20 protein-coding genes and 1 pseudogene are annotated in these 20,603 nt (G+C 71.1%); 11 read left to right on the top strand and 10 right to left on the bottom strand.

What is annotated here, in order from left to right; translation table 11 throughout:
• Position 1 precedes the first annotated feature (1 nt).
• From pstB to C466_RS06295, 3 genes are all read left to right on the top strand, one after another.
• Complete coding sequence (gene pstB / locus C466_RS06305) at positions 2-835, top strand: phosphate ABC transporter ATP-binding protein PstB (RefSeq protein WP_004597992.1); 834 nt, start codon at positions 2-4, stop codon at positions 833-835.
• Complete coding sequence (gene phoU / locus C466_RS06300; protein ID WP_004597991.1) at positions 836-1,537, top strand: phosphate signaling complex protein PhoU; 702 nt, start codon at positions 836-838, stop codon at positions 1,535-1,537. It begins immediately after the preceding gene.
• Between the two features lie 85 nt (positions 1,538-1,622).
• Positions 1,623-2,675 carry a sodium:calcium antiporter gene (locus tag C466_RS06295; protein WP_004597990.1) on the top strand — a complete coding sequence of 351 codons (1,053 nt, stop codon included), beginning with the start codon at positions 1,623-1,625 and terminating at the stop codon, positions 2,673-2,675.
• A 523-nt stretch (positions 2,676-3,198) separates the two neighbouring features.
• On the opposite strand, the pseudogene C466_RS06290 reads toward C466_RS06295, so the two are convergent.
• Positions 3,199-4,133 (bottom strand): annotated as a pseudogene (locus C466_RS06290) (VOC family protein).
• A gap of 133 nt (positions 4,134-4,266) precedes the next feature.
• Here C466_RS06290 and C466_RS06285 point away from each other — a divergent pair.
• From C466_RS06285 to C466_RS06270, 4 genes are all read left to right on the top strand, one after another.
• Entirely contained in the window at positions 4,267-4,686 is a 420-nt protein-coding gene (locus C466_RS06285; RefSeq protein ID WP_004595202.1) for a cobalamin B12-binding domain-containing protein, read from the top strand.
• Complete coding sequence (meaB, locus tag C466_RS06280; protein WP_004595201.1) at positions 4,687-5,925, top strand: methylmalonyl Co-A mutase-associated GTPase MeaB; 1,239 nt, start codon at positions 4,687-4,689, stop codon at positions 5,923-5,925.
• An 84-nt stretch (positions 5,926-6,009) separates the two neighbouring features.
• The gene (locus C466_RS06275; protein ID WP_004595200.1) at positions 6,010-6,960 is read left to right on the top strand and encodes an alpha/beta fold hydrolase; all 951 of its coding nucleotides are present in this window, start codon (positions 6,010-6,012) and stop codon (positions 6,958-6,960) included.
• A gap of 105 nt (positions 6,961-7,065) precedes the next feature.
• Positions 7,066-7,830: a response regulator gene (locus C466_RS06270; protein ID WP_004595199.1), complete on the top strand. Its 765-nt coding sequence runs from the start codon at positions 7,066-7,068 to the stop codon at positions 7,828-7,830.
• A 30-nt stretch (positions 7,831-7,860) separates the two neighbouring features.
• On the opposite strand, the gene C466_RS06265 is transcribed toward C466_RS06270, so the two are convergent.
• Positions 7,861-8,379: a DUF4442 domain-containing protein gene (locus tag C466_RS06265; RefSeq protein WP_004595198.1), complete on the bottom strand. Its 519-nt coding sequence runs from the start codon at positions 8,377-8,379 to the stop codon at positions 7,861-7,863.
• Between the two features lie 609 nt (positions 8,380-8,988).
• On the opposite strand from C466_RS06265, the gene ncsA reads away from it, so the two are divergent.
• Complete coding sequence (gene ncsA / locus C466_RS06260) at positions 8,989-9,990, top strand: tRNA 2-thiolation protein NcsA (RefSeq protein WP_004595197.1); 1,002 nt, start codon at positions 8,989-8,991, stop codon at positions 9,988-9,990.
• Between the two features lie 12 nt (positions 9,991-10,002).
• Here the strand turns inward: ncsA and C466_RS17130 are convergent, their stop codons facing one another.
• From C466_RS17130 to C466_RS06240, 4 genes are all read right to left on the bottom strand, one after another.
• Positions 10,003-11,145 (bottom strand): hypothetical protein, encoded by a 1,143-nt coding sequence (locus C466_RS17130; RefSeq protein ID WP_004599605.1) that lies wholly within the window; start codon positions 11,143-11,145, stop codon positions 10,003-10,005.
• Positions 11,142-12,251, bottom strand: a complete 1,110-nt coding sequence (locus C466_RS06250; protein WP_004595195.1) for a glycosyltransferase family 4 protein — start codon at positions 12,249-12,251, stop codon at positions 11,142-11,144. Before C466_RS06250 ends, C466_RS17130 begins: the two co-directional genes overlap by 4 nt.
• Positions 12,248-12,625 carry a 6-pyruvoyl trahydropterin synthase family protein gene (locus tag C466_RS06245; protein WP_004595194.1) on the bottom strand — a complete coding sequence of 126 codons (378 nt, stop codon included), beginning with the start codon at positions 12,623-12,625 and terminating at the stop codon, positions 12,248-12,250. Before C466_RS06245 ends, C466_RS06250 begins: the two co-directional genes overlap by 4 nt.
• Before the next feature lie 103 nt (positions 12,626-12,728).
• A complete protein-coding gene (locus C466_RS06240) occupies positions 12,729-13,604 on the bottom strand; it encodes an alkaline phosphatase family protein (RefSeq protein WP_004595193.1) in 876 nt (291 codons plus the stop codon).
• A gap of 127 nt (positions 13,605-13,731) precedes the next feature.
• On the opposite strand from C466_RS06240, the gene C466_RS06235 reads away from it, so the two are divergent.
• The 3 genes from C466_RS06235 (at position 13,732) to C466_RS06225 (ending at position 17,014) form a co-directional block, all read left to right on the top strand.
• A complete protein-coding gene (locus C466_RS06235; protein WP_004599604.1) occupies positions 13,732-15,711 on the top strand; it encodes an aldo/keto reductase in 1,980 nt (659 codons plus the stop codon).
• A 71-nt stretch (positions 15,712-15,782) separates the two neighbouring features.
• Positions 15,783-16,169: a DUF7475 family protein gene (locus tag C466_RS06230; protein ID WP_004595191.1), complete on the top strand. Its 387-nt coding sequence runs from the start codon at positions 15,783-15,785 to the stop codon at positions 16,167-16,169.
• Positions 16,170-16,243: 74 nt separating this feature from the next.
• Positions 16,244-17,014, top strand: a complete 771-nt coding sequence (locus tag C466_RS06225) for a CDP-alcohol phosphatidyltransferase family protein (RefSeq protein WP_004595190.1) — start codon at positions 16,244-16,246, stop codon at positions 17,012-17,014.
• 13 nt (positions 17,015-17,027) lie between these two features.
• Here C466_RS06225 and C466_RS06220 read toward each other — a convergent pair whose 3' ends face one another.
• The 4 genes from C466_RS06220 to C466_RS06205 all read right to left on the bottom strand — a co-directional run bounded on the left by C466_RS06220 (position 17,028) and on the right by C466_RS06205 (position 20,482).
• Positions 17,028-18,047 (bottom strand): zinc-dependent alcohol dehydrogenase, encoded by a 1,020-nt coding sequence (locus tag C466_RS06220; RefSeq protein ID WP_004595189.1) that lies wholly within the window; start codon positions 18,045-18,047, stop codon positions 17,028-17,030.
• A 193-nt stretch (positions 18,048-18,240) separates the two neighbouring features.
• Positions 18,241-19,476, bottom strand: coding sequence for a cell division protein FtsZ (gene ftsZ, locus C466_RS06215; RefSeq protein ID WP_004595188.1), 1,236 nt, complete (start codon positions 19,474-19,476; stop codon positions 18,241-18,243).
• A 4-nt stretch (positions 19,477-19,480) separates the two neighbouring features.
• Positions 19,481-19,660, bottom strand: coding sequence for a ribbon-helix-helix domain-containing protein (locus C466_RS06210; RefSeq protein ID WP_004595187.1), 180 nt, complete (start codon positions 19,658-19,660; stop codon positions 19,481-19,483).
• A gap of 216 nt (positions 19,661-19,876) precedes the next feature.
• A complete protein-coding gene (locus tag C466_RS06205; RefSeq protein WP_004595186.1) occupies positions 19,877-20,482 on the bottom strand; it encodes a double zinc ribbon domain-containing protein in 606 nt (201 codons plus the stop codon).
• Positions 20,483-20,603: the final 121 nt, after the last annotated feature.

Here is a 20,603-nt window from a genome sequence, read left to right as displayed (position 1 = left end):
CATGAGTAACAGCACAACAGACGACTCGCTCATCACGACGGAGGTACAGACGGACTCGAACGACGGCCGCGAGGCGCCCGCCGCCGGGACCGCGGTGGCGGCCCGCGATCTCGACGTCTTCTACGGCGACGAGCAGGCGATCGACGACGTGACGATGGAGATTCCCGAGAAGCGCGTGACCGCGCTCATCGGCCCCTCCGGCTGCGGGAAGTCGACGTTCCTCCGGTGCATCAACCGGATGAACGACATGATCGAGATCTGCCGCGTCGAGGGTGACGTGGAGTTCGGCGGCAAGAACGTGTACGACCCCGACGTCGACCCCGTCGCCTTGCGCCGCAAGATCGGGATGGTGTTCCAGAAGCCGAACCCCTTCCCGAAGTCGATCCGCGACAACGTCGCCTACGGCCTGAAGATCCAGGACTTCGACGGCGACGTCGACCAGCGCGTCGAGGAGTCGCTGAAGGGGGCGGCGCTGTGGGACGAGGTGAAAGACCAGCTCGACTCCTCGGGGCTCGAACTCTCCGGCGGGCAACAGCAGCGGCTCTGTATCGCCCGCGCCATCGCGCCCGACCCGGAGGTCATCCTGATGGACGAGCCGACCTCGGCGCTCGACCCCGTCGCGGCCTCGAAGATCGAGGACCTCATCGACGACCTCGCGGAGGAGTACACCGTCATCATCGTCACGCACAACATGCAGCAGGCGGCCCGCATCTCCGACCGCACCGCCGTCTTCCTCACGGGCGGCGAGCTGGTCGAGTACGACGACACCGCGAAGATCTTCGAGGACCCCGAAGAGCAGCGCGTCGAGGACTACATCACGGGGAAGTTCGGATAGATGCCCCGCGAGAGCTACCAGGAGCGGCTCGACGAGCTCCGCGAGGACGTGGTCGCGATGGGCGAGACCGTCTGCGACCGCCTCGACGACGGGATCGAGGCCGCGGTGACCGGCGACGACGAGCTCGCACAGTCGGTGATCGAGACCGACCACGAGGTCAACGAGACGTACCTCGCCCTCGAAGACGAGTGCACGGAGCTGTTGGCGCTCCAGCAGCCGGTGGCCGGCGACCTCCGGCTCGTCACCGCCTCCTTCAAGATCATCACCGACCTCGAACGCGTCGCGGACCTCGCGACGAACGTCGCGGCGTACGGCGGTCCCGAGGGCGGCGTCCACGACGCCGTCGACGTGCGCGACCTCGGAGAGCGCGCCCGCGGGATGGTCGCGGACGCGGTCGCCGCCTACGCGGCGCGCGACCCGGACGCCTGCCGCGAGATCGCCGCCAGCGACGACGCGTTCGACGAGCGCTGTCGGGAGGCGAGCGAGGCGGTCGTCCGCGAGCTGCTGGAGGCCGACCGCGCCCGCAACGCGGCGCGCGACGGCCCGGCGCCGACGGACGGCGAGGCGCTCGAAGCCTCCCTCGACGAGGTGTCGCAGGCGCTGCTCGCGGTGCGCGACCTCGAACGGGTCGCCGACCACGCGGTCAACATCGCGGCGCGGACGCTGTACATGGTCGAAAACGACGACGAACTGATCTACTGAGCGCGGTTCGGCCCGCCGCGGGCGGACCGGCTTCCGTCTCGGCGCCTCCGGAACCCATAATCAACTCCGGACCCAGTGACCACACGTGACCGTACTGCAGGAGCTCGTCGGAGACCAGTCGCTCGCCGTCTGGATCGTCTTGGGCGCGATCGGGTTCCTGCTGACCTGGAAGGGGGCGAACGTCATCGAGTCGACGACCTCGAAGATCAGCGACCACTTCGGGGTCTCGCAGGCGATTCAGGGCGGACTCATCGTCGCGGCCGCGACGTCGTTCCCCGAGCTCGCGATTATCCTCATCTCGGTGCTCGTGCTCGGCGACTTCGGCGTCGGCGCGGGGGCGCTCATCGGGACGGCGGTGTTCAACATCCTCGTCATCCCGGCGGCCGTCTCCATCACGAGCGGCGACACGACGACGACGCAGGGGATCGTCTACCGCGACGCCATCTTCTATATGGTCGCCGTCCTCGCCCTCTTCGGCGTGATCGCGCTCGGCGTCCTCGGGACCGACGGGCGGGAGATCGCGCGGATCACCCCGCAGATGGGCGTCGGCCTGGTGGTGTTGTACGGCGTGTACGTCATTCTCCTCGCCGGCGGGAAAAGCGGCGCGTCGGACCTCAAACGGGCCGAATCGACGAACGTCCCCAAACAGGCCGGACTGTTCGCGGTCGGGCTGGTCGTCGTGCTCGTCGGCGTCGAGTCGATGGTCACCATGACGGTGCAGATCGCAGACGCGCTCGACGCGCCGTCGTTCCTCATCTCCGTGACGGTGTTGTCGGCGCTGAGCTCCTTCCCCGACCTGCTCGTCGGCGTGAAGATGGGCAAGGCCGGCGACAAGCGGGCGGCGATCGCGAACGTCTTCGGAACGAACACGTTCAACCTCGTCGCGGCGCTGCCGATCGGCGTTATCCTCGCCGGCGGCGTCTCGATCGGCTTCCTCACCTCCGTGCCGCTCCTGTTGTTCCTGTTTTACACGACCCTCGTCGTGGTGGTGATGGCCGCGACGGACTTCGAGATCACCACCGAGGAGGGGTACGTCTTCCTCGCGATGTACGTCGCCTTCCTCGGCTGGATGACGGCCGAAGCGTTCGGGATCACCACGTTCCTGACCGAGTCGACGCTCCGGACGATCGTCGGGTAACAACTGACACAGCGATCGATCGGTTCGGGACATCCGACAGCGCTCGAGTACGCATGTATAAATGGTTGAACCTGGAGCAACAGCTGCTACCTCCGAACTCTTGCGTTCTCAATTATGAGTGATCAACCGCGAATCGACCGTGGGGACTTCGAAATCCCCAGCTACTCTTTTATAAATGGTTGCTTACGGATCGACCGCGAACACCGCCAAAGCCCCAGCCGCTCGTTTATAAATAACAGACCACAGATCGACCGCGAACACCGCCAAAGCCCCAGCCGCGAGGGCGGCGCACACTCGTTGCGCTCCTCGTCACTCGCTACGCTCGTTCCTGCGGTGCTTACGTCGTCTGCGCCGCCCTCGCGGCTGCCCCTTTGAGTCCCACCCCGCACCGCTCCGCACAGCACCTCACGCCTCCCCAGCCTCGTCAGTCGCCTCCGCTTCGCTCCGGCGACTGACTCCCTCGCACGCGCTGTCTCGCGGCCGCCGAGGGCGGCCGCTCGCAGGCGCGCGCCACCGCATTCCTTTATAAAGACTGAGTTTCCGCTGCCCGAACACGGACCTCGATCCCGTCGGTGTCGGTGACGGCGAAGCCGTCCTCGCGCCCTTCGACCGCGAACTCGACGTCGCTGTCGGCCGCGACCGCGTCGAGTCGCGTCCGGGTCGCCTCCAGCGCCGCCGTGTCAGGCACGACCACTTCGAACCATGCGAGGCCGCGCCCCGCGGCGGGGGTCGTCCGCCCTCGCCACGTGTTCGCGCCGAGGTGGTGATGGTAGCCGCCGGCCGCGACGAACCGCACGTCCGGGCCGCTCATCCCGACCTCGAAGCCGAGCCCGTCGACGTACACCGCCTCGAACGCCGACAGCGAGGTGACTTCGAGGTGTATGTGGCCCACGTCGGTGCCGGCGGGGGCGCGGTCGACGAGGGGAGCGGTGCCCGTCCCGTCTCCGGCCGCCGCCGCGGCGACGCCCTCGACGTCGAGCGGGTCGGTCGCCATCCGCGCCGTTCCGTCGCCGTCGACGGGCCACTCCTCGCGGGGGCGGTCGCGGTATATCTCCACGCCGTTCCCCTCGGGGTCGTCGAGGTACAGCGCCTCGCTGACGAGGGGTCGGAGGCGCCGTCGAGCCGCCACCGCTCCCGGACGCGCCCCAGCGCCTCGCCGAGCGCGGCCCGGGAGGGGACCCGGAACGCGGCGTGAAAGAGTCCGGCGTCGGTCCGGCCCCGGGCGGGGCGGTCGGCGTCGCGCTCCAACACGAGCAGGGGCGTCCCGTCGACCCCGAGCGTCGCGCGCTCGGCGTCGCGGTCGAGGACGACGAGGCCGACCACGTCCCGGTAGAAGGCGGTCGTCTCGTCGAGGTCTGCGACCCGGAGCGCGGCGCGGCCGATACGCGTCTCGGCCGGGAGCGAGCTCTCGGGGGTTCCCGGAGCGCCGGCCGCGGCATCGTCGTCGCTGTCGGTCATCGGGCGGACTACGGTCGCTCGCGCGTTCAACGCGTCGGTCGCGGAAGCCGAACCGAGCGACCGCCCCGGCCGGCCGCCCGAACCTTCCCCATCTTCCGTTAGAATCAAACCCGCACGCGACACAGAAGGGTGTATGAGCGCCGAACAGCAGGAGCGGGCCGTCCGGTGTCTGGTCGCGAAGGTCGGGCTCGACGGCCACGACCGGGGCGCACACGTGATCGCGCGGGCGTTCCGCGACGCCGGCTTCGAGGTCGTCTACTCCGGGCTCCACCGGGCGCCGGAGGACATCGTCCAGGCGGCGGTGCAGGAGGACGTCGACGTGCTCGGGATCTCGATCCTCTCGGGCGCGCACAACACGCTCGTCCCGAAGGTGATCGAGGGGCTGAAGGAGTACGACGCGTTCGACGACACCCTCGTGCTCGTCGGGGGAATCATCCCGGACGAGGACGAGGACGAGCTGAAGGAGCTGGGCGTCGCCGAGGTGTTCGGCCCCGGGACGCCGATGGAGGAGACGATCGAGTTCATCCGGAACAACGTCCCGGAGCGCGCGTAGATGGCCGGGTCGGACGCACCCGCGTTCGCGGACGCGCCGACGCTCTCCGACGACGACGCCGCGCTCGTCGAGGACCTCCTCTCGGGGAGCCACCGCGCGCTCGCCCGCGTCATCACCAAGATCGAGAACCGCACGCCGGGGTACCGCGCGATCGTCTCCGCGCTCCACGAGCACACCGGCGGCGCGGACGTGATCGGGATCACGGGCTCGCCGGGCGCCGGGAAGTCGACGCTGGTCGACAAGCTCGCCGCCGCCTACCGCGACCGCGGCGACACCGTGGGCGTGATCGCGGTCGACCCCTCCTCGCCGTACACCGGCGGGGCCGTCCTCGGCGACCGGATCCGGATGGGATCGAACGTCGGCGACATGGACGTGTTCTTCCGGTCGATGAGCGCGCGCGGCCAGCTCGGCGGGCTCTCGACCGCGACCGCGGACGCGGTGAAGGCGCTCGACGCCTTCGGGAAGGACGTCGTGGTCTTAGAGACCGTCGGCGCCGGACAGAACGAGGTCGACGTGGTCCGCACCGCCGACACGGTCGCGGTGTTGGTCCAGCCCGGCTCCGGCGACGACGTCCAGACGCTGAAGGCCGGCATCCTCGAGATCGGCGACGTGTTCGTCGTCAACAAGGCGGACATGGACGGCGCACAGCGGACGGTCGCCGAACTGGAGGAGATGGTCCACCGCCGCGAGGGCGGGACCACCGGCCGCGGCGCCGGCCACCACGGCGCGGCCTCGATGGCCTCGACCGGCGCGGGCGGCTCACCGGCGGGGCACGGCGACGGCCACCACGACGGCGGCCACCACGATGGCGGCAACCACGGCGACGGCCACCACGCCAGCGATCACGCGGGCGGTTCCGGACACGGCGAATCCGACGCGCGCGCCGGCGACTCCCACGACTCGTGGACGCCGGACGTGTTAGAGACCGTCGCGAACAGCGGCGAGGGGGTCGAGGCGCTGATCGAGGCGTTCGACGCGCACGCGGCGTATCTCCGGGAGTCTGGCGAGATCGAAGTGACCGAGCGCCGCCGGTACGCCGCGGAGATCCGCACGCTCGTGCGGGCCGACGTAGGGGCGCTCGCGACCGCCGAGATCGAGCGGCACGGCGGGATCGATCGCCTCGCGGAGCGGGTCCGCGACCGCGAGACGGACCCGTACGCGGTCGCGGAGGCGATCGTCGGCCCGATCGCCGACTGCGTCGACGAGGAGCGCGCCGACGACGACGAGCGCGACGACTGACGCCCGGGCGTGTTTGCGGTCGCGCGGACCGCGGCCGCGACCGCGTCCCACGGGTATAAGTCGCCAGCGAACCAACAGGTTTCCATGAAGCTCAGAAACCTCCTCGGCGGTGCCGTCCTCGGCACCGGCGCGCTCGCCGCGATCAACACCGGCCTCCGGTACGAGGGCGAGTTGGAGTCCCCGCTCGACGGCGACGACCGCACCTTCCGCTGGCGCGGGATGGACGTCGCCTACACCGAGGCGGGCGACCCGGACGACCCCGACCTCCTCCTGCTGCACGGGATCAACGCCGCCGGCTCCTCCGGGGAGTGGCGCGCGGTGTTCGACGACCTGGCCGCCGACTACCACGTCGTCGCGCCCGACTTCCCGGGGTACGGCCGCTCGGACCGCCCGCCGCTCCGGTACTCGGCGGCGCTGTACGAGGACTTCGTCCACGACTTCCTCGCGGAGTTCGACGAGCCGGCCGTCGTCGCCTCCTCGTTGTCGGCGGCGTACGCGGTCGCGGCGGTCGACGACGGCGCGGAGGGCGGCATCGAACTGAGCGGGTTCGTCGCCGTCTGTCCGACGGCGACCGCCGGGCCGAGTCCGGCGAAGGGGTGGCTGCGAGAGCTGTTCCGCGCGCCGCTCGTCGGGCAGGCGCTGTTCAACGGCATCACGTCGAAGCCCGCGATCCGCTACTTCAACGCCGACCACGGCTACGACGACCCCGCGAACCCGAGCGCGGAGTGGACCGACTACGAGTGGCGCACGACCCACGTCGAGAACGCGCGCTTCGCGCCCGCCTCGTTCATCTCGGGGACGCTCAACAGCGAGATCGACCTCGCCGCCGCGCTCGGTGACCTCGACGTGCCCCCGACAATCGTCTGGGGCCGCGAGGCGACGGTGAGCCCGCTCACGGACGGCCGCGAGCTGGCGGACGCCGCGGACGCGCGCCTCGTCGTCTTCGACCGCGCGCGGCTGCTCCCGCACGTCGAACACCCCGACCGCTTCGTCGAGACGGTCGAGGAGGCGCTCGTCGCGGCCGCGGCGGCGTAGCTCGGCTGGCCGGTCGGCCGACGCTCTTCGGTCGCTGCCGACCCCGGTTCTCAGCGCTGAGCATCGGGCGAACACCAATAAGTACGCCGTCCGCCGAAGGTGCGTATGACGAACGAGACGTTTCGCGTGCTGTGCGTCGACGACGAGCCCGGACTCGCGCGGCTCGTCGCGACCCACCTCGAACGCGACGCCGACCTCGACTGCGAGACCGCGGTCGAGACCCGCCCCGGCGACGCGCTCCGCCGGATCGAGCGCGAGTCGTTCGACTGCGTCGTCAGCGACTACGACATGCCCCGCCTGACCGGCGTGGAACTGCTCTCGGCCGCCCGCGAGGTCGACCCGGACCTCCCGTTCCTCCTGTTTTCCGCGACCGGCCCGGCCGACATCGCGGCCGAGATGGTCCGCGCGGGCGTCAGCGATTACGTCTCGAAGCGCGGCGGCGCGGACGGCTACACGGCGCTGTTGCGGCGCGTCAAGCGGACCGCAGCCGGCGAGAACGGGCGCTTCGGGGCTCGGGACGCCGACGACCTGACCGAGGCGGACGTGGCGCTCGACGGGGTCTGTACCGTGGCGCCCGACGGGACCTTCGAGTTCGTCGGCGAGGAGTACGGCGCGTTGTACGGCTACGCCCCCGAGGAGCTGGAGGGAGAGCCGTGGCAGCGGCTCCATCCCGAGACCGAGGTCGAACACATCGAGACGAACATCATCCCGGCCGTGACCGACGGCGAGCGGTGGACGGGGGCGATCACGGGGCTCCGGGCGGACGGCAGCCGGTTCGCCGAGTCGAAGATGGTGAGCGCGACGGCGGACGACCGGCTGGTCATCTCGGTGTCGCCGCTCGACGCCGTCCGAGAAGTCGCCGACGACTGAACGGTCGCGAACCGCAGGACCCCGCCCGCCTCACTCGTCGCGGCGCACGTACAGCGTCTTCTCGCAGGCCGCGTGGACTTCTCCCTCGTCGTCGACCAGCGAGACGAGGTACTCGCGGTCGGTCGATTCCCCCGGCCCGAGCGTCTCGCGGATCGCCGCGGTCTCGGCGGTCGGCACCTCGAACTCGGCGTACAGCGTGTCGCGACCGGGTTCGATGAACTCCAGCGCGGCCGACTTGTCCCACACCGTGAACGCGTCGCCGAGGACCCGCCGCAGCATCATCATGTACACCGGGTCGATCGCGGCGTAGATGCTGCCGCCGAAGATCGTTCCGACCGCGTTGCGGGTGCGCCAGTTCAGCGGCAGTCGAATTCGAATGTAGCGCCAGTCGGCCGCGATGTGGTCGACGCGCGCGCCCGTGCCCCGGTACGCGGGGAGGAGGTTGAACCCGAGTCGCCAGAGCCGCGTCCGGCGGCTCTCCGCCGGCGGGTCCTCGCGCAGGGGTCGCGGGTCGGGGTCGCGGTCGACCCCGGTCGGGGAATCGCTCACGCAGATTCAGGACGCCCCGCCGTCAAACCGGTGTCGGAACCGGCGACAACCGACCGGGGGTTGTCGCTCTCGAACGCTCGTTTATATTAACCTCGTGGCGCGTGCCTGTGAGGCCGCGGAGCGGCCGAGCAGCACCGCGCGAGGGAGTCGGTGGTCCGGAGCGAAGCGGAGGACCACCGACGAGGCTGGGGAGGCGTGAGGCTGCGGTCGCGGAGCGGGGCGGGACTCAAAGGGGCGGCCGCGAGGACGAAGCACGGCGATGTAAGGACCACAAAGAGCGAGCGAAGCGAGCGACTGAGGACCGCAGCGAGCCGCGCGAGTCCTCGCGGCTGGGGCTTTGGAGGTGTTGTCTGCCGATCTGTCAGCAATAATTTATAACCGAGCGGCTGGGGCTTCGGAGGTGTTCGCTGCCGATCTGTCAGCACTCATTTATAACCGAGCGGCTGGTTCTTCGACCGCGTTCGCCGTCGATCCGCCAGCAACCGTTTATTTATAAATCGCCGTCGCTTCGGGAGCGTTCGAATTGCCGTCGCTTCCACTCACCTCCGACACTCCCCTCACGTAGGCGGCCCGAAACCCGTATCCCCGCGCGAGCGCAACCCGACACCGATGGAGTGCGACAAGTGCGGGAGCGACGCGATCCACCACGCCGCCTACTCCGGGGCGCACCTCTGCGGCGAGCACCTCCGGCGGTCGGTCGAGAAGCGCGTGAAGCGTCGGGTCCGCGAGGACGGCCTCCTCGATCCGGACGCGACGCCCGAGGACCCCGACCGCTGGGTGATCGGACTCTCCGGCGGGAAAGACAGCGTCGCCCTGACGCGGATCCTCGACGACGTGTTCGGGAAGGACCCCCGCGTGGAGATGCTCGCCCTCACGATCCACGAGGGGATAGAGGGGTACCGCGACGCCAGCGTCGACGCCTGCGTCGAGCTGGCCGACGAGCTCTCCCTGCGCCACGAGCTCGTCTCCTACGAGGAGGAGTTCGACGTGCGGATGGACGACGTCGTCGAGGACGACCCCGAGAACATGGCCGCCTGCGCGTACTGCGGCGTGTTCCGCCGCGACCTCCTCGAAAAGTACGCCGCCGAGTTCGACGCCGACAAGCTGCTTACCGGGCACAACCTCGACGACGAGGCGCAGACCGCGATGATGAACTTCCTGGAGGGCGACGTGCGGCAGGTCGCGAAACACTTCGACGCCTCGCTCGGCCCGTTCGACGAGCGCGAGGCCACCGACGCGTTCGTCCCGCGCGCCAAGCCGCTCCGCGACGTGCCCGAAAAGGAGATCGCCCTGTACTGTCACGTCCGCGACCTCCCGACCCACATGGCCGAGTGCCCCCACGCCGAGGAGGCGTACCGCGGCGAGATCCAGTCGACGATCCACGAACTCGAAGAAAACCATCCCGGCGCGCGCCACTCAATCATGGCCGGCTACGAGGAGCTGTCCGCGCTCGCGGCCGACGCCTACCGCGGGGGCGACGGAGACGGCGCCGGCGACGAGGACGACGGCGAGGACTCCGCCCTCCGCGAGTGCGAGCGCTGCGGCTCGAAGACGAGCCGGGACGTCTGTCGGAAGTGCCGCCTGCTTGACTCGATCGAGGCGGCGACGTAACCGGGGCGTCGCTCACGCGTCGTCGACGCGACCGATGAGGTCGAGCTGGTGGGTGAGGTAGACGAGCTCCCCGGAATCGACCTGCCGCCGGCGAATTTCGAGCCACGCGTCGAGGTCGGCCGCGGAGAGAGCCCTCGTCTCACCCCCACCGGCGATCACCTCGCCGACCGCGGCCTCGACGGTGTCGAGGATGTGTCGGAGGAAGAACGCCTCGTCGCCCGGATAGCCGGCCTCCCCGTCGGCGGGACGCGCGATCCAGTCGGAGCCGGCGACCCCGAGGAGCGTCGAGCCGTCCGCCTCGCGAAGGCGCGCGAGCGCGGCGCCGCCGGCGCGGCTGTTCCCGCCCGGCTTCTCGTCCATGTGCCGGTGGTAGAGCCGCTCGATCGCTCGGTCGTCGGGATGTGCCGGGCGGAACCGGGTCCCGCCGTCAAAGGTGATCGGGAAGTAGTAGGTCCCGTCGGGCGCCAGCGCGTCGAGCAGTTGGTCGAGCCGGTCGAGCCCGAGTACGTCCAGTAGCGCCATCCCGATCAGCGCGTCGGACTCGCCGGCGTGCTCCGCGGCGTACGCGACCCCGTCGGCCGCGACCGGCTCGACCCTGACCGTGCGCGCGTCGGTCTCGACGACGAGCGCGTCCGCCTCGCTCCCGCCCGCCCTCTCGCTCCCGCCCGCCGCCTCACTCCCACCTGCCGCCTCGCTCTCGCCTGCCGCCTCACTCCCACCTGCCGCCTCGCTCTCGCCTGCCGCCTCGCTCTCGCCTGCCGCCTCGCTCCCGCCTGCCGCCTCAGTCACGGAGGCGGGCGCCTTCCGGTCGTCCGCCCACTCTCGGAGGAAGGGACCCAGCCCGGCGAGCGCGTCCGGGTCGCGGTCGACCGCGACGTACCGGGTCTCGCCGGGCGGGAGCACCTCCCAGTCGATCAGCCGAGCGACCATCGTCCCGACGCCGGTCCCGACCTCGAAGACGCGCAGGCGGCCGTCGCGCGCCGCGCGGTCCGCGAGCCGCTCTCGGAGGATCCCGAGGAGCCGCCGGTCGAGCGCCCGGTCGTCGACGCTCCGCTTCGCCCGGAGGTAGCGCCGGAAGGCCTCGGCGTCGGCGGCGAGGGCGTCGCCGTCCGCGGAACCGCCGTCGCCGCCCGCGGCGTCGTCGGTCCCCGTCACGTCGTCACCTCCGCCTCGGCCGCGTCGATGGCATCGGACGCGTCGGCGACGTCGGCGAGGAGCCCGCGGACGCGGGCCGTCGTTTCCTCCCAGTTCGGGTGGCGCTCGTACCGCCGCCTCGCGGCGCGACCCATCTCGGCGAGCCGGTCGGGGTCGGTCGCGAACCCGTCGAGCGCCCGGGCGACGGCGGCCGGGTCGTCCGGGTCGACGAGGACGCCCGTCTCGCCGTCGGCGACCGTCTCGCTCGCGCCGCCCGCCCGCGAGGCGATCGCCGGCAGGCCGAAGCTCATCCCCTCCAGGTAGACGATCCCGAACCCCTCGTACCGGGAGGGGACGGCGAGGACGTGGCTCGCGCGGAGCGCGTCGGCCAGCTCGGCGTCCGACAGCCGGCCGGCGAAGCGCACGCGGTCGCCGAGCCCCCGCTCCCGGACCAGTCGCCGCACGTCGGCGACGTGGGACTCGTCGACCGCCCGGCCGACGACCGTGAGGTCGACGGCGGCGTCGGCGCGGGCGACCCCCTCGACGAGCGTGTCGAGCCCCTTCCGCGGCTCGACGTTGCCGACGAACGCGACGCGGAGCGGCTCGGGGTCGGGCCCGCCGAGCGACGCGGCCCGCGCCGCGATCGCGTCGCCGTCGATCGCGGGGTCGAACCGGTCGCCGGCGGGCGGCGCGACGACGGTCGCTTCGGGATCGACGCCGAGTGCGGCGACGGCGTCGCGGGTCGCAGCGCTGTTGCAGACGACGCCGTCGACGGTCGCGAGGTAGCGGCGCTCGACGGCGCGGTACAGCGGCGAGAGCCGGCGCGGCTCGCTCGCGCGCAGGTGGTGGACGACGCTCACGACCGGGTACGGCAGGTCCCGGTTGGCGAGGAAAAGCGAGGGGTGCGCGAGCTCGTCTTGGAGCATCACGTCGACGTCGACGCGGAGGCGGTCGCGGACCCCCGGGAGCGCGTTGTCCAGCAGCCCGCGCGGGTACGCCCGCCACGGGAGCTCGACGACCTCGACGGCGTCGCCGGCCGCGCGGAGCCCCTCGACGAGCTTCCGGTCGTAGCGGAACCCGCCCGACCGCTCGTCGAGACTGCCGTACAGCGCGAGCCCAACCTTCATACCGGCGCGTCGTACGTCGCGGCGGCCGCGTCGTCCTCCCAGACCGTCACGGCCAGCTCGCTCACCGCGTCGTCGGTCACCGCGTCGCTCACGCGTTCGAAGACGACGCGAGCGAAGCGCTCGACGCTGGGGTTGTACCCCTCGAACTCGGGCAGATCGTTGAGCAGCTCGTCGCGGTAGCGGTCCGCGAGGTTGCCGAGCGCCGCCTCGGCGTCGTCGATGTCGACGAGGTAGTCGTGCTCGTTCAGCTCGGGGCCGCGGAAGGTCAGCTCCACCTCGAAGTGGTGGGAGTGCGGGACGCTCTCCGGCCCCTCGTCGACGACCGTGAGGTAGTGCTGGGCCACGAAGTCCGTCAGCACCGTCGTCGCGTACATGAACCGAACCAGGGACGCGAGCAACCTAAATCCGGAGGGCGGCGGAAGGACGTTCGACGCGTCACGGTATCTGTAATCGGACGCGAGCGCCGACAACGGCCATTTATAAATAGCCGAGCGCGCGCAGCCGGTCCCGGTCCGTCTCGCCCTCGCCGCCGTGGACCCGCGACACCGGTAGCGGCTCGGGCGGCGTCAGGGTCGGCTCGCGCGCGCCCTCGTCCGCGCCGTCGACCGTCGCCCACGGCACCTTGAGCAGCGCGGGGACTGGCGTGTGCATCGGGTGGCCGTACAGCCCCCACTCGCCGAAGAGATTGCCGTGGTCGGCGGTGACCGCGATCCGCCCGTCGACGTTCGCCGCGAGGGACTCGACCTCGCCGAGGACGTGTCGGAGGTTCGCCTCGTACGCCGTCCAGACGCGCTCCACCGAGACCTCGCCGCGCCGGAGCAGCACCCACGGGTTCTCCGCGTTGCTGTGGCTCCCGGTCCGCGCCAGCCCGTCGTCGCCGTCGAGCGGGTCCGGGACGAACGGGTGGTGCGGCTGCATGTAGTGGACGACGAGCCGGTCGGGGTCGCGCTCGCGGGCGAGCGAGATCGCCCGGTCGGTCACGGCCGCGGCCGGCACGGTTCCCGCCTCCCCGTCCCACGCGTACTTCCACACCTCGTCGAGCGCGGCGAACGCGTCGGCGTCGAGGTAGCGGTCGGTCCACGTGTTCCCGGTCACCATCGCGGTCCGCGCCGTCTCGGGGCGGCCGGGGAAGGTGTTCTCCAGCCACTCCGAGGAGGAGCTCCCGACCGACCGGACCGTCTCGACCGCACCGAGGAACCCGAAGTCGGGCGCGACCGAGCGCAGCAGGTCGGCCCGACAGGCGTCGAGGACGACGAGGATGTCCCACTCGCGGTCGAAGGCGTTCGTCCCGTAGTCGAGCCGCCGACCGATCGCCTGCAGCCCGCGCAGGTAGGCGGTCCCGAGGCGGCCCATGCCCGGCTCCGTCACGACCGCGAGTTCGGCGCGAGGCGACTAAACCGCTCCGGCGGGAGCGCCTCTGTCGCCCCCGGCGACCCGACGCCGTCGGGACACCTATACGTCTCGCCGCCCCGGTACGACCGTGAACTGCCTGTTCGTGGGGGCCGGAGCGATCGCGCCGGAGTACGCCGCCGGCCTGCCGGAGAGCTCGCTGTCGCTGGCCGGCGTCGTCGACCTCGACGCCGACCGCGCCGCGTCGCTCGCCGACGCCCGCGGCTGCCCGTCGTTCGCCGACTTGGAGACCGCGATGGAGCGCGTCGACGCGCCGCTCGTGGTGAACCTGACGAGCCACGCCGCCCACGCGGCGGTGACGCGGACCGCGCTCGAAGCCGACCGCCACGTCTACTCGCAGAAGCCGCTGGCGCTCGACGCCGACGAGGCGCGGTCGCTGGTGGCGCTCGCCCGCGACCGCGGGCTCGCCCTCGGCTGCGCGCCCGGGACGCCGCGAGCGCCCTCGCAGCGCCGCGCGGGCCGACTCCTCGCCGACGGCCGACTCGGGCCGGTTGGGCTGGGGTACGCCCACGCCCACGTCGGTCGCGTGACCGACTGGCACGACCGGCCCGACTCCTTCCTCGAGATCGGGCCGCTGTACGACGGGGCGGTGTACCCGCTCGCGCTGCTGGTGTCGTGGTTCGGACCGGTCGAGCGCGTTCGCGTCGCCGACGCCCTCGACGTCTGGCCCGCCCGGGAGGACCGGCGGCCGTCGACGCCGAGCCACGTCGAGGCGACGCTGGCGTTCGCGGCGGGGCCGACCGTCAGACTCACCGCCAGCTTCTACGCGCCCCACCGGAGCCGGGAGTTCTACGGGCTGGAGCTCCACGGCGACGACGGCTCGCTGTACCTGAAGGGGACCGGCGCGATGGGCGACGACCGCGACGCCGTCCGGTTCGGCCGCGTCGGCCGGGAGTACGTGAGCGCGCCGCCGGACGCACCCGGGGAGCCCTACGAGTACGTCGAGGCGGTCGAGCGCCTCGCCGCGTCGATCGAGGCCGGGTCGCCCTCGCGGGCGGGGGGACGACGGGGCGCCCACGTCGTCGCCGTCTGCAACGCGATCGAGGCGGCCGCCGAGGGCGACGGCCCGGTCGCTGTCGACGACTGCGACGCGACCGCCGACCCGCCGCCGGCGCCGGCGGTGCGGCCGGAGAAGCAGATTGGAGGCGAGACCGATGCGGGCGCCGCCGCGCTCCGGCTCCCCGCCGTCGGCTTCGGCTGCTCCCGCTACCGCGACGGGGAGTACGTCGAGCGCGCCGACTCGATCGAGACCGCGCTCGACGCCGGCTACCGCCTCTTCGACTCCGCCGAGCTGTACGGCAACGAACACCGGATCGGGGAGCTGCTCGCCGCGCCGGGCGCGCCCGACCGCGAGCGCGTGTTCCTCCTCGGGAAGGCGTGGCGCACGAACCACCGCCGCGAGCACCTGCTCGACGCCTGTGCGGGCAGCCGAGAGGAGCTCGGGATCGACGCGTTCGACTGCTACGCGCTCCACTGGCCCTCGGCGCTCGAACACCGGGGCGAGCTCCGCCGGCTCGCCGAGAAGCCGGTCGAGCGGCAGGAGGCGCTCACCTTCCCCGAGGACGCCGACGGCGAGCTCGCGGCCGACGACGTGTCCCTCGCGACCGCGTGGGAGAACTTGGAGGCCGTTCACGACAGGGGGTGGGCGCGGACGCTCGGGATCTGTAACGTCTCGCGGGCGCAGTTGGAGACGGTGCTGGAGGCGGGGGCGGTCGACCCGGCGCTCGTGCAGGTGGAGCGACACCCCTACCGGCCCCGGAACGATCTGATCGACTTCTGTCACGAGCGCGGGATCCGAGTGGTCGCGCACTCGCCGCTGTCGGCGCCCGGCCTCCTCGACGAGCCCGTCCTGAACGCGATCGGGACGGAGCGGGGGCTCTCGCCGGCCGAGGTCGTGATCGCGTGGAACGTCTCGCGGGGGGTCGTCCCGATCCCGTCGAGCACCGCCGAGTCGCACGTCGTCTCGAACCTGGCGGCCGGGAGCGAGCGGCTGACCGCCGACGAGATCGCGCGCGTCGACGCCCTTCGCGACCCCGACTTCGAGCGGTGAGACGGTCGGCGCAGAGCGGCCACCCGCGGTTCGGGCGGTATTTCTATGTGAGTGAAGTCCGTGCGTGAGGTATGGCAACGACCGAATCACGAGGGCCGGCGATAGATGTCGGGTCGCTGAGCGGCCTCCACTGGGTAGGCATCGCCGCTGCGCTGATCACCGCCGCCGTCCACATCCGCCTCGGCGTCGGGGGGCTCCCGCTGCCGCTTCGGATCAGCTTCCTTCTCGCCGGGTTCGGCTTCCTCGGAGCGGTCGTGCTGGTGTTGCTCGACTACCGCCGCCGGGCGGTGTACGCCGTCGGGATCCCCTTCACGCTCGTCCAGATCGTCTTGTGGTACGTCTTCAACTTCGCGGGCGGGGGGAAGTCGTTCCCGGCCGACGTCGGGACGCTCGGCGCCGTCGACAAGGTCGCACAGGTCGTGTTGATAGCCGTCCTGGTCCTCCTACTGCGCCGGTAGCCGTGTCGACCCGGAAGCGCAGACCGCGACGCGAGTCCGCGGTCGCGGGCACCGCCGCCGGAGGTGACGGGTAGATGGCCGGCGCGCGCCGGCGGCGCTCCCTCCGCGTCGGGATCGGCGTCGGACTCCCGCTCGTCGCCGCGGTCGCGCTCGCCGCGCTCCTCTTTCGGCTGTTCCCGACGGATGCGGCGGGAAGGTGGGGGCTCTCTCCCGCCGTCGTCGCGGGCGGCTGCTGGGCCGGACAGCTCTGGTACGTCGGCTTCCGGCTCGACCCGGAGCGGCTGGCCGGGCGGTTCTGGCGGCGGCTGTTCGGGCTGGCGAACGCGATCACGATCGCCCGAGGGGCGCTGTACGCCGTCGTCGCCGGGTTCGCGGTCGTCCCGTCGGGGACGTCGCTCGCGTGGGCGCCGGCGCTGTGTTACGGGACGGGCGTCGCCCTCGACAGGCTCGACGGGATCCTCGCCCGGACGGTGGGCCGGGAGACCGAGATCGGCCGCCGGCTCGACATGGCGTTCGACACCTTCGGATTCGTCGCCGCGCCGCTGGTGGCGGTGCTGTGGGGGCTGCTGCCGGTCTGGTACCTCTCGATCTCCGCCGCGCGCTACGTCTTCCGCGGCGCCGTGTGGCTGCGCCGCGTCCGCGGGCTCCCAGTCGGCGACCTCCCCGACAGCGACCTCGGGAAGTACCTCGCGGGCGTCCAGATGGTCTTCGTGACGCTCGCGCTCGTCCCGCCGGTCCCGACGGAACTCGTGTGGACCGTCGCGCCCGTCGTCCTCCTCCCGTCGCTGGCGGTGTTTACGCGCGACTACCTCTACGTCAGCGGGCACCTCTCCGACCGCCGCTGACCGCGGCGGCCGTTCACGAATACTCGAGGATTACCTGAACCGTCTCGTCGGTCCCCGAGTCGAGCAGCTGGTACGCCTCCGCCGCGCGCTCGAAGGGGATCCGGTGGGTGATCAGCTCGTCGGCGGGGATCCGGTCGAGCCGTTCGAGCGCCGCGTCCATGCGTCGGTCGCGGTCCCAGCGCCCCCGGAGTTCGGGGCTGATCGTCGACACCTGACTGGAGACGATGTCGATGCGGTCCCGGTGGAACCGCCCGCCGAGCCCGATCGGCTCGCGTTTGGTGCCGTACCACGACCCGACGACGATCCGCGCGTCGTAGCCGACGACGCCGAGCGCGTCGTCGAGCGCGCTCGGCTGCCCGGAGAGCTCGACCGCGAGGTCGGCGTCGTCGAGAGCGGCGTCCGAACCGCCGCCGCCGGCGCCGTCGTCGAGAGCCGCCGGCGTCGTCGTCCGGTCGGCGCCGAACGCCGCCGCGAGGGCCCGACGACGCTCGACCGGGTCGACCACGACGAGCGACTCCAGCGGGAACGCGGCCAGCAGCCGGGTGACGCAGAGCCCGATCACGCCGGCGCCGAACACCACGACCCGCTCTCCGAGCCGAGGGGCGGCGTCGAGGACGATGTTCGTCGCGGTCTCGACCGAGGGGAGGAGCGATCCGACGGCCGGCGCCGTCCCCGGCGGGAGCGCGACCACCGAGTCGGGGGTGGTTCGGAAGCTCGTCTGGTGGGGGACGAACGAGAACACGGACCGACCGACCCAGTCCGGGTCGACGTCCGCGCCGACCTCGCTGACGACCCCGCTCGCGGCGTACCCGTACTGGAGCGGGTACGAGAGGTCGCCGTCGAGCGCGTCGAGCGTCTCGTCGGCCGGGAGACCGTCGGGCGTCTGGTCGCGGTACACGAGCAGCTCCGTCCCGGCGCTTATCGCCGACGCCCGGGTGTCGACGAGCAGTTCGTCTGCGTCCGGCGGGCCGACCGACGCCTCCCGCACCTCGACGGTCTCCGGACCCGTGAAGTAGAGCGCCGCGTCGGTCATCGTGTCGTCGCGAATCTGGCTCGACCGCGGACGGCGACGGAGCGACGCCGCGTCCCCCGGCTCGGCTGGTGACGTGACACGTAACCCCACACGGACCGTGTGATGTTAAGTCCTCGCGCCGTGCGCGGGTTCGAACAGTATCGACGGAAAACGGAATCGAAAACGAACCGCAGCGGCCTCCGTCGCGAGACGCTCAGCGGATGACGTCGAGCCCGTTGTTCTTCTCGATCGGGTCGCTCCCGCCGTCGGACTCCCAGCCGCGGTCGGTGCCGCCGGAGACCGCGGGCTCGCCTCGCTCGCCCGCGGCGCCCGGGCCCTCGTTCGCGTCGGCCGCTCGCGAGCGCGAGTCGCCGAGGTCGTCGGCGTCGACCGCCGCGCGAGACTTGTCGGCCTGCTTCTGGGTGGAGGGACCGAGCACCTGCGCGCTTTGGACGCCCGTCATGATCGCCATGACGCGCACCTTCCCCTTGTACTCCTCCTGGATGCGGGCGCCCCAGATCACGTTGGCGCTCGCCTCAAGCCGCTCGGTGATGTTGTTCGCGATCCCCTCGGCCTCCTTCAGCGTGAGGTCCGGGCCGCCCGTGATGTGGACGAGCCCGCCCGAGGCGCCGCGGTAGTCGACGTCGAGCAGCGGGTGGTTCATCGCGTCGTTGACCACCTCTTGGGTCTTGTTCTTGTCCTGCGTCTCGCCGACGAGCATGACCGCGACGCCGCCCTGGTTCATGATCGTCGACATGTCCGCGTAGTCGAGGTTGATCAGGCTCGGCTGGGTGATCGTCTCCGAGATCCCCTTCACCGTCTCCGCGATGATCTGGTCCATCACGGAGAACGCCTTCCCGATCGGCAGGTTCGGGACGTAGTCGAGCAGCCGGTTGTTGTCGAGGACGATGATCGAGTCGGCCTCGTTGCGGAGGTCTTCGAGGCCCTCCTCGGCCTTCACCGTGCGGGCGCGCTCGACGTTGAACGGCGTCGAGACCATCCCGACGACGATGGCGCCCTGCTCTTTGGCGATCTTCGAGACGACCGGCGCCGCGCCGGTGCCCGTGCCGCCGCCCATACCGGCGGTGACGAAGACGAGGTCGGCGTCGCCGAGCACCTCCTTGATCGTACCCTGGGCCATCTCGGTGGCGCGCTCCCCCATCTTGGGGTCGCCGCCGGCGCCGAGCCCCTGCGTGAGCGACTTGCCCACGAGGATCTTGGTGTCGGCCTCGATCATCTTGAGGTGCTGTTTGTCCGTGTTGATGGCGACGGTGTCGGCGCCGTCGACGCCGATGTTGTAGAGCCGGTTGACCGTGTTGTTCCCGGCGCCGCCGGCACCGACGATGACGATCCGGGGGTCCCCGAACTCGTCGTCGCCCATGTCGACGTCGTCCATGTCGCGCTTCTCCGCCTCCGCGTTGTCGAGGGCGTCCTGAACGAGATCTTGCATCAGTTTACACCTTCGCCCAGTTGCGGTTGCGGCCGCGCTCGTCGCGCTCGCCGTCCTGTTCGTTCAACATGTCGCGGACGGCCGACCGGATCGCCTCGCTCCGGTTCGGGAACTCGCCCGTCTCCACCATCTGTTCGACCTCGTCGATCTGCTGTTTCGGGATTCGTAGTGTCACACGCTCCATTGGTATTCCCCCGGTAAGACGGCGAACACGCGACGCGTGTGTCTTACAGCGCGAAACCGCCCGACTGCGGGGCGATACCCCGCACCGGCCGGCCGCTGTAAGACGACCGTCTTACGCAATTGAAGTCATCGAGCGAACCATTATAAAACTACCGGAGGGTGTAAGACAGAACGTGAAAACGCCCGAAAATTGGCGTATACAGGGCGTTAACGCAGGTTATTGGTCTTTCAAAACGTCCGCCGCCGGGGTCCGGCGCCCGCAGCCGGGGCAGAACGCCCAGTCGGTTCGGAGCTCGTCGCCGCACTCACAGAAGGCCCTGTGCGACTGCTTCTCACCGCAGTTCGGGCAGTATACGTGGTCAGACGGGACGATTTCGCCACATCCGCCGCAGGCGTTTTCGCGCGTTTGCGCGCCCGGACTCCCCTCCGTCTTACGCGCGCTCGGCTCCGTCTCGCCGGCCGTCTCACGCGTCACACGCACCTCGTCGTCCCGCTCGTCGGATCCGGCGTTCGGGGCGTCGAGCGTGACGTTTACGTTGATATCGCCGGCGTTCTCGGGCGTATACGTCCGCCCCGCGGCGCCGCCCGCCGGACCGAGCCGCTCGTCGAGCGCGGCGTCGAGCCGCTCCGCGATCAGGTCGTCGACGCGGTCCGCGAGAGCGTCGTCGACGCTGCCGGACGTCGCGTCGGACGCGTCGGACGCGTCCGCCTCCCCGTCGAGGTGCGTCCGGAGCGCCTCCCGCATCACCTCGCTTTTGGAGGCGTCACACGCTTCCAGCCGGTCGACGAGGTCGTCGTCCGCCCGGAAGGTGATCTTGCTCATACCGAAGGAGTGTCTCCGGTCGGTATAAGTATCTTCTCCTGCTGTCTGACACGTTTCACGGCGCCGAAACGTTCGAGCGGACGACGCCCGGATCGTGCGGTTTGGTCACACATGTGTCTGA

The sequence above is a fragment of the Halorubrum distributum JCM 10118 genome (assembly GCF_000337335.1).
In the GTDB taxonomy this organism is placed as follows: domain Archaea; phylum Halobacteriota; class Halobacteria; order Halobacteriales; family Haloferacaceae; genus Halorubrum; species Halorubrum distributum.
This window is presented reverse-complemented; position numbering and strand designations above follow the sequence as displayed.

Excerpts from the sequence above, each read along its gene's own strand:
- pstB (WP_004597992.1), top strand. The coding sequence starts at position 2 with ATGAGTAACAGCACAACAGACGACTCGCTCATCACGACGGAGGTACAG.
- phoU (WP_004597991.1), top strand. The coding sequence starts at position 836 with ATGCCCCGCGAGAGCTACCAGGAGCGGCTCGACGAGCTCCGCGAGGAC.
- C466_RS06285 (WP_004595202.1), top strand. The coding sequence starts at position 4,267 with ATGAGCGCCGAACAGCAGGAGCGGGCCGTCCGGTGTCTGGTCGCGAAG.
- meaB (WP_004595201.1), top strand. The coding sequence starts at position 4,687 with ATGGCCGGGTCGGACGCACCCGCGTTCGCGGACGCGCCGACGCTCTCC.
- C466_RS06275 (WP_004595200.1), top strand. The coding sequence starts at position 6,010 with ATGAAGCTCAGAAACCTCCTCGGCGGTGCCGTCCTCGGCACCGGCGCG.
- C466_RS06270 (WP_004595199.1), top strand. The coding sequence starts at position 7,066 with ATGACGAACGAGACGTTTCGCGTGCTGTGCGTCGACGACGAGCCCGGA.
- ncsA (WP_004595197.1), top strand. The coding sequence starts at position 8,989 with ATGGAGTGCGACAAGTGCGGGAGCGACGCGATCCACCACGCCGCCTAC.
- C466_RS06250 (WP_004595195.1), bottom strand. The coding sequence starts at position 12,251 with ATGAAGGTTGGGCTCGCGCTGTACGGCAGTCTCGACGAGCGGTCGGGC.
- C466_RS06245 (WP_004595194.1), bottom strand. The coding sequence starts at position 12,625 with ATGTACGCGACGACGGTGCTGACGGACTTCGTGGCCCAGCACTACCTC.
- C466_RS06240 (WP_004595193.1), bottom strand. The coding sequence starts at position 13,604 with ATGGGCCGCCTCGGGACCGCCTACCTGCGCGGGCTGCAGGCGATCGGT.
- C466_RS06230 (WP_004595191.1), top strand. The coding sequence starts at position 15,783 with ATGGCAACGACCGAATCACGAGGGCCGGCGATAGATGTCGGGTCGCTG.
- C466_RS06225 (WP_004595190.1), top strand. The coding sequence starts at position 16,244 with ATGGCCGGCGCGCGCCGGCGGCGCTCCCTCCGCGTCGGGATCGGCGTC.
- C466_RS06220 (WP_004595189.1), bottom strand. The coding sequence starts at position 18,047 with ATGACCGACGCGGCGCTCTACTTCACGGGTCCGGAGACCGTCGAGGTG.
- ftsZ (WP_004595188.1), bottom strand. The coding sequence starts at position 19,476 with ATGCAAGATCTCGTTCAGGACGCCCTCGACAACGCGGAGGCGGAGAAG.
- C466_RS06210 (WP_004595187.1), bottom strand. The coding sequence starts at position 19,660 with ATGGAGCGTGTGACACTACGAATCCCGAAACAGCAGATCGACGAGGTC.
- C466_RS06205 (WP_004595186.1), bottom strand. The coding sequence starts at position 20,482 with ATGAGCAAGATCACCTTCCGGGCGGACGACGACCTCGTCGACCGGCTG.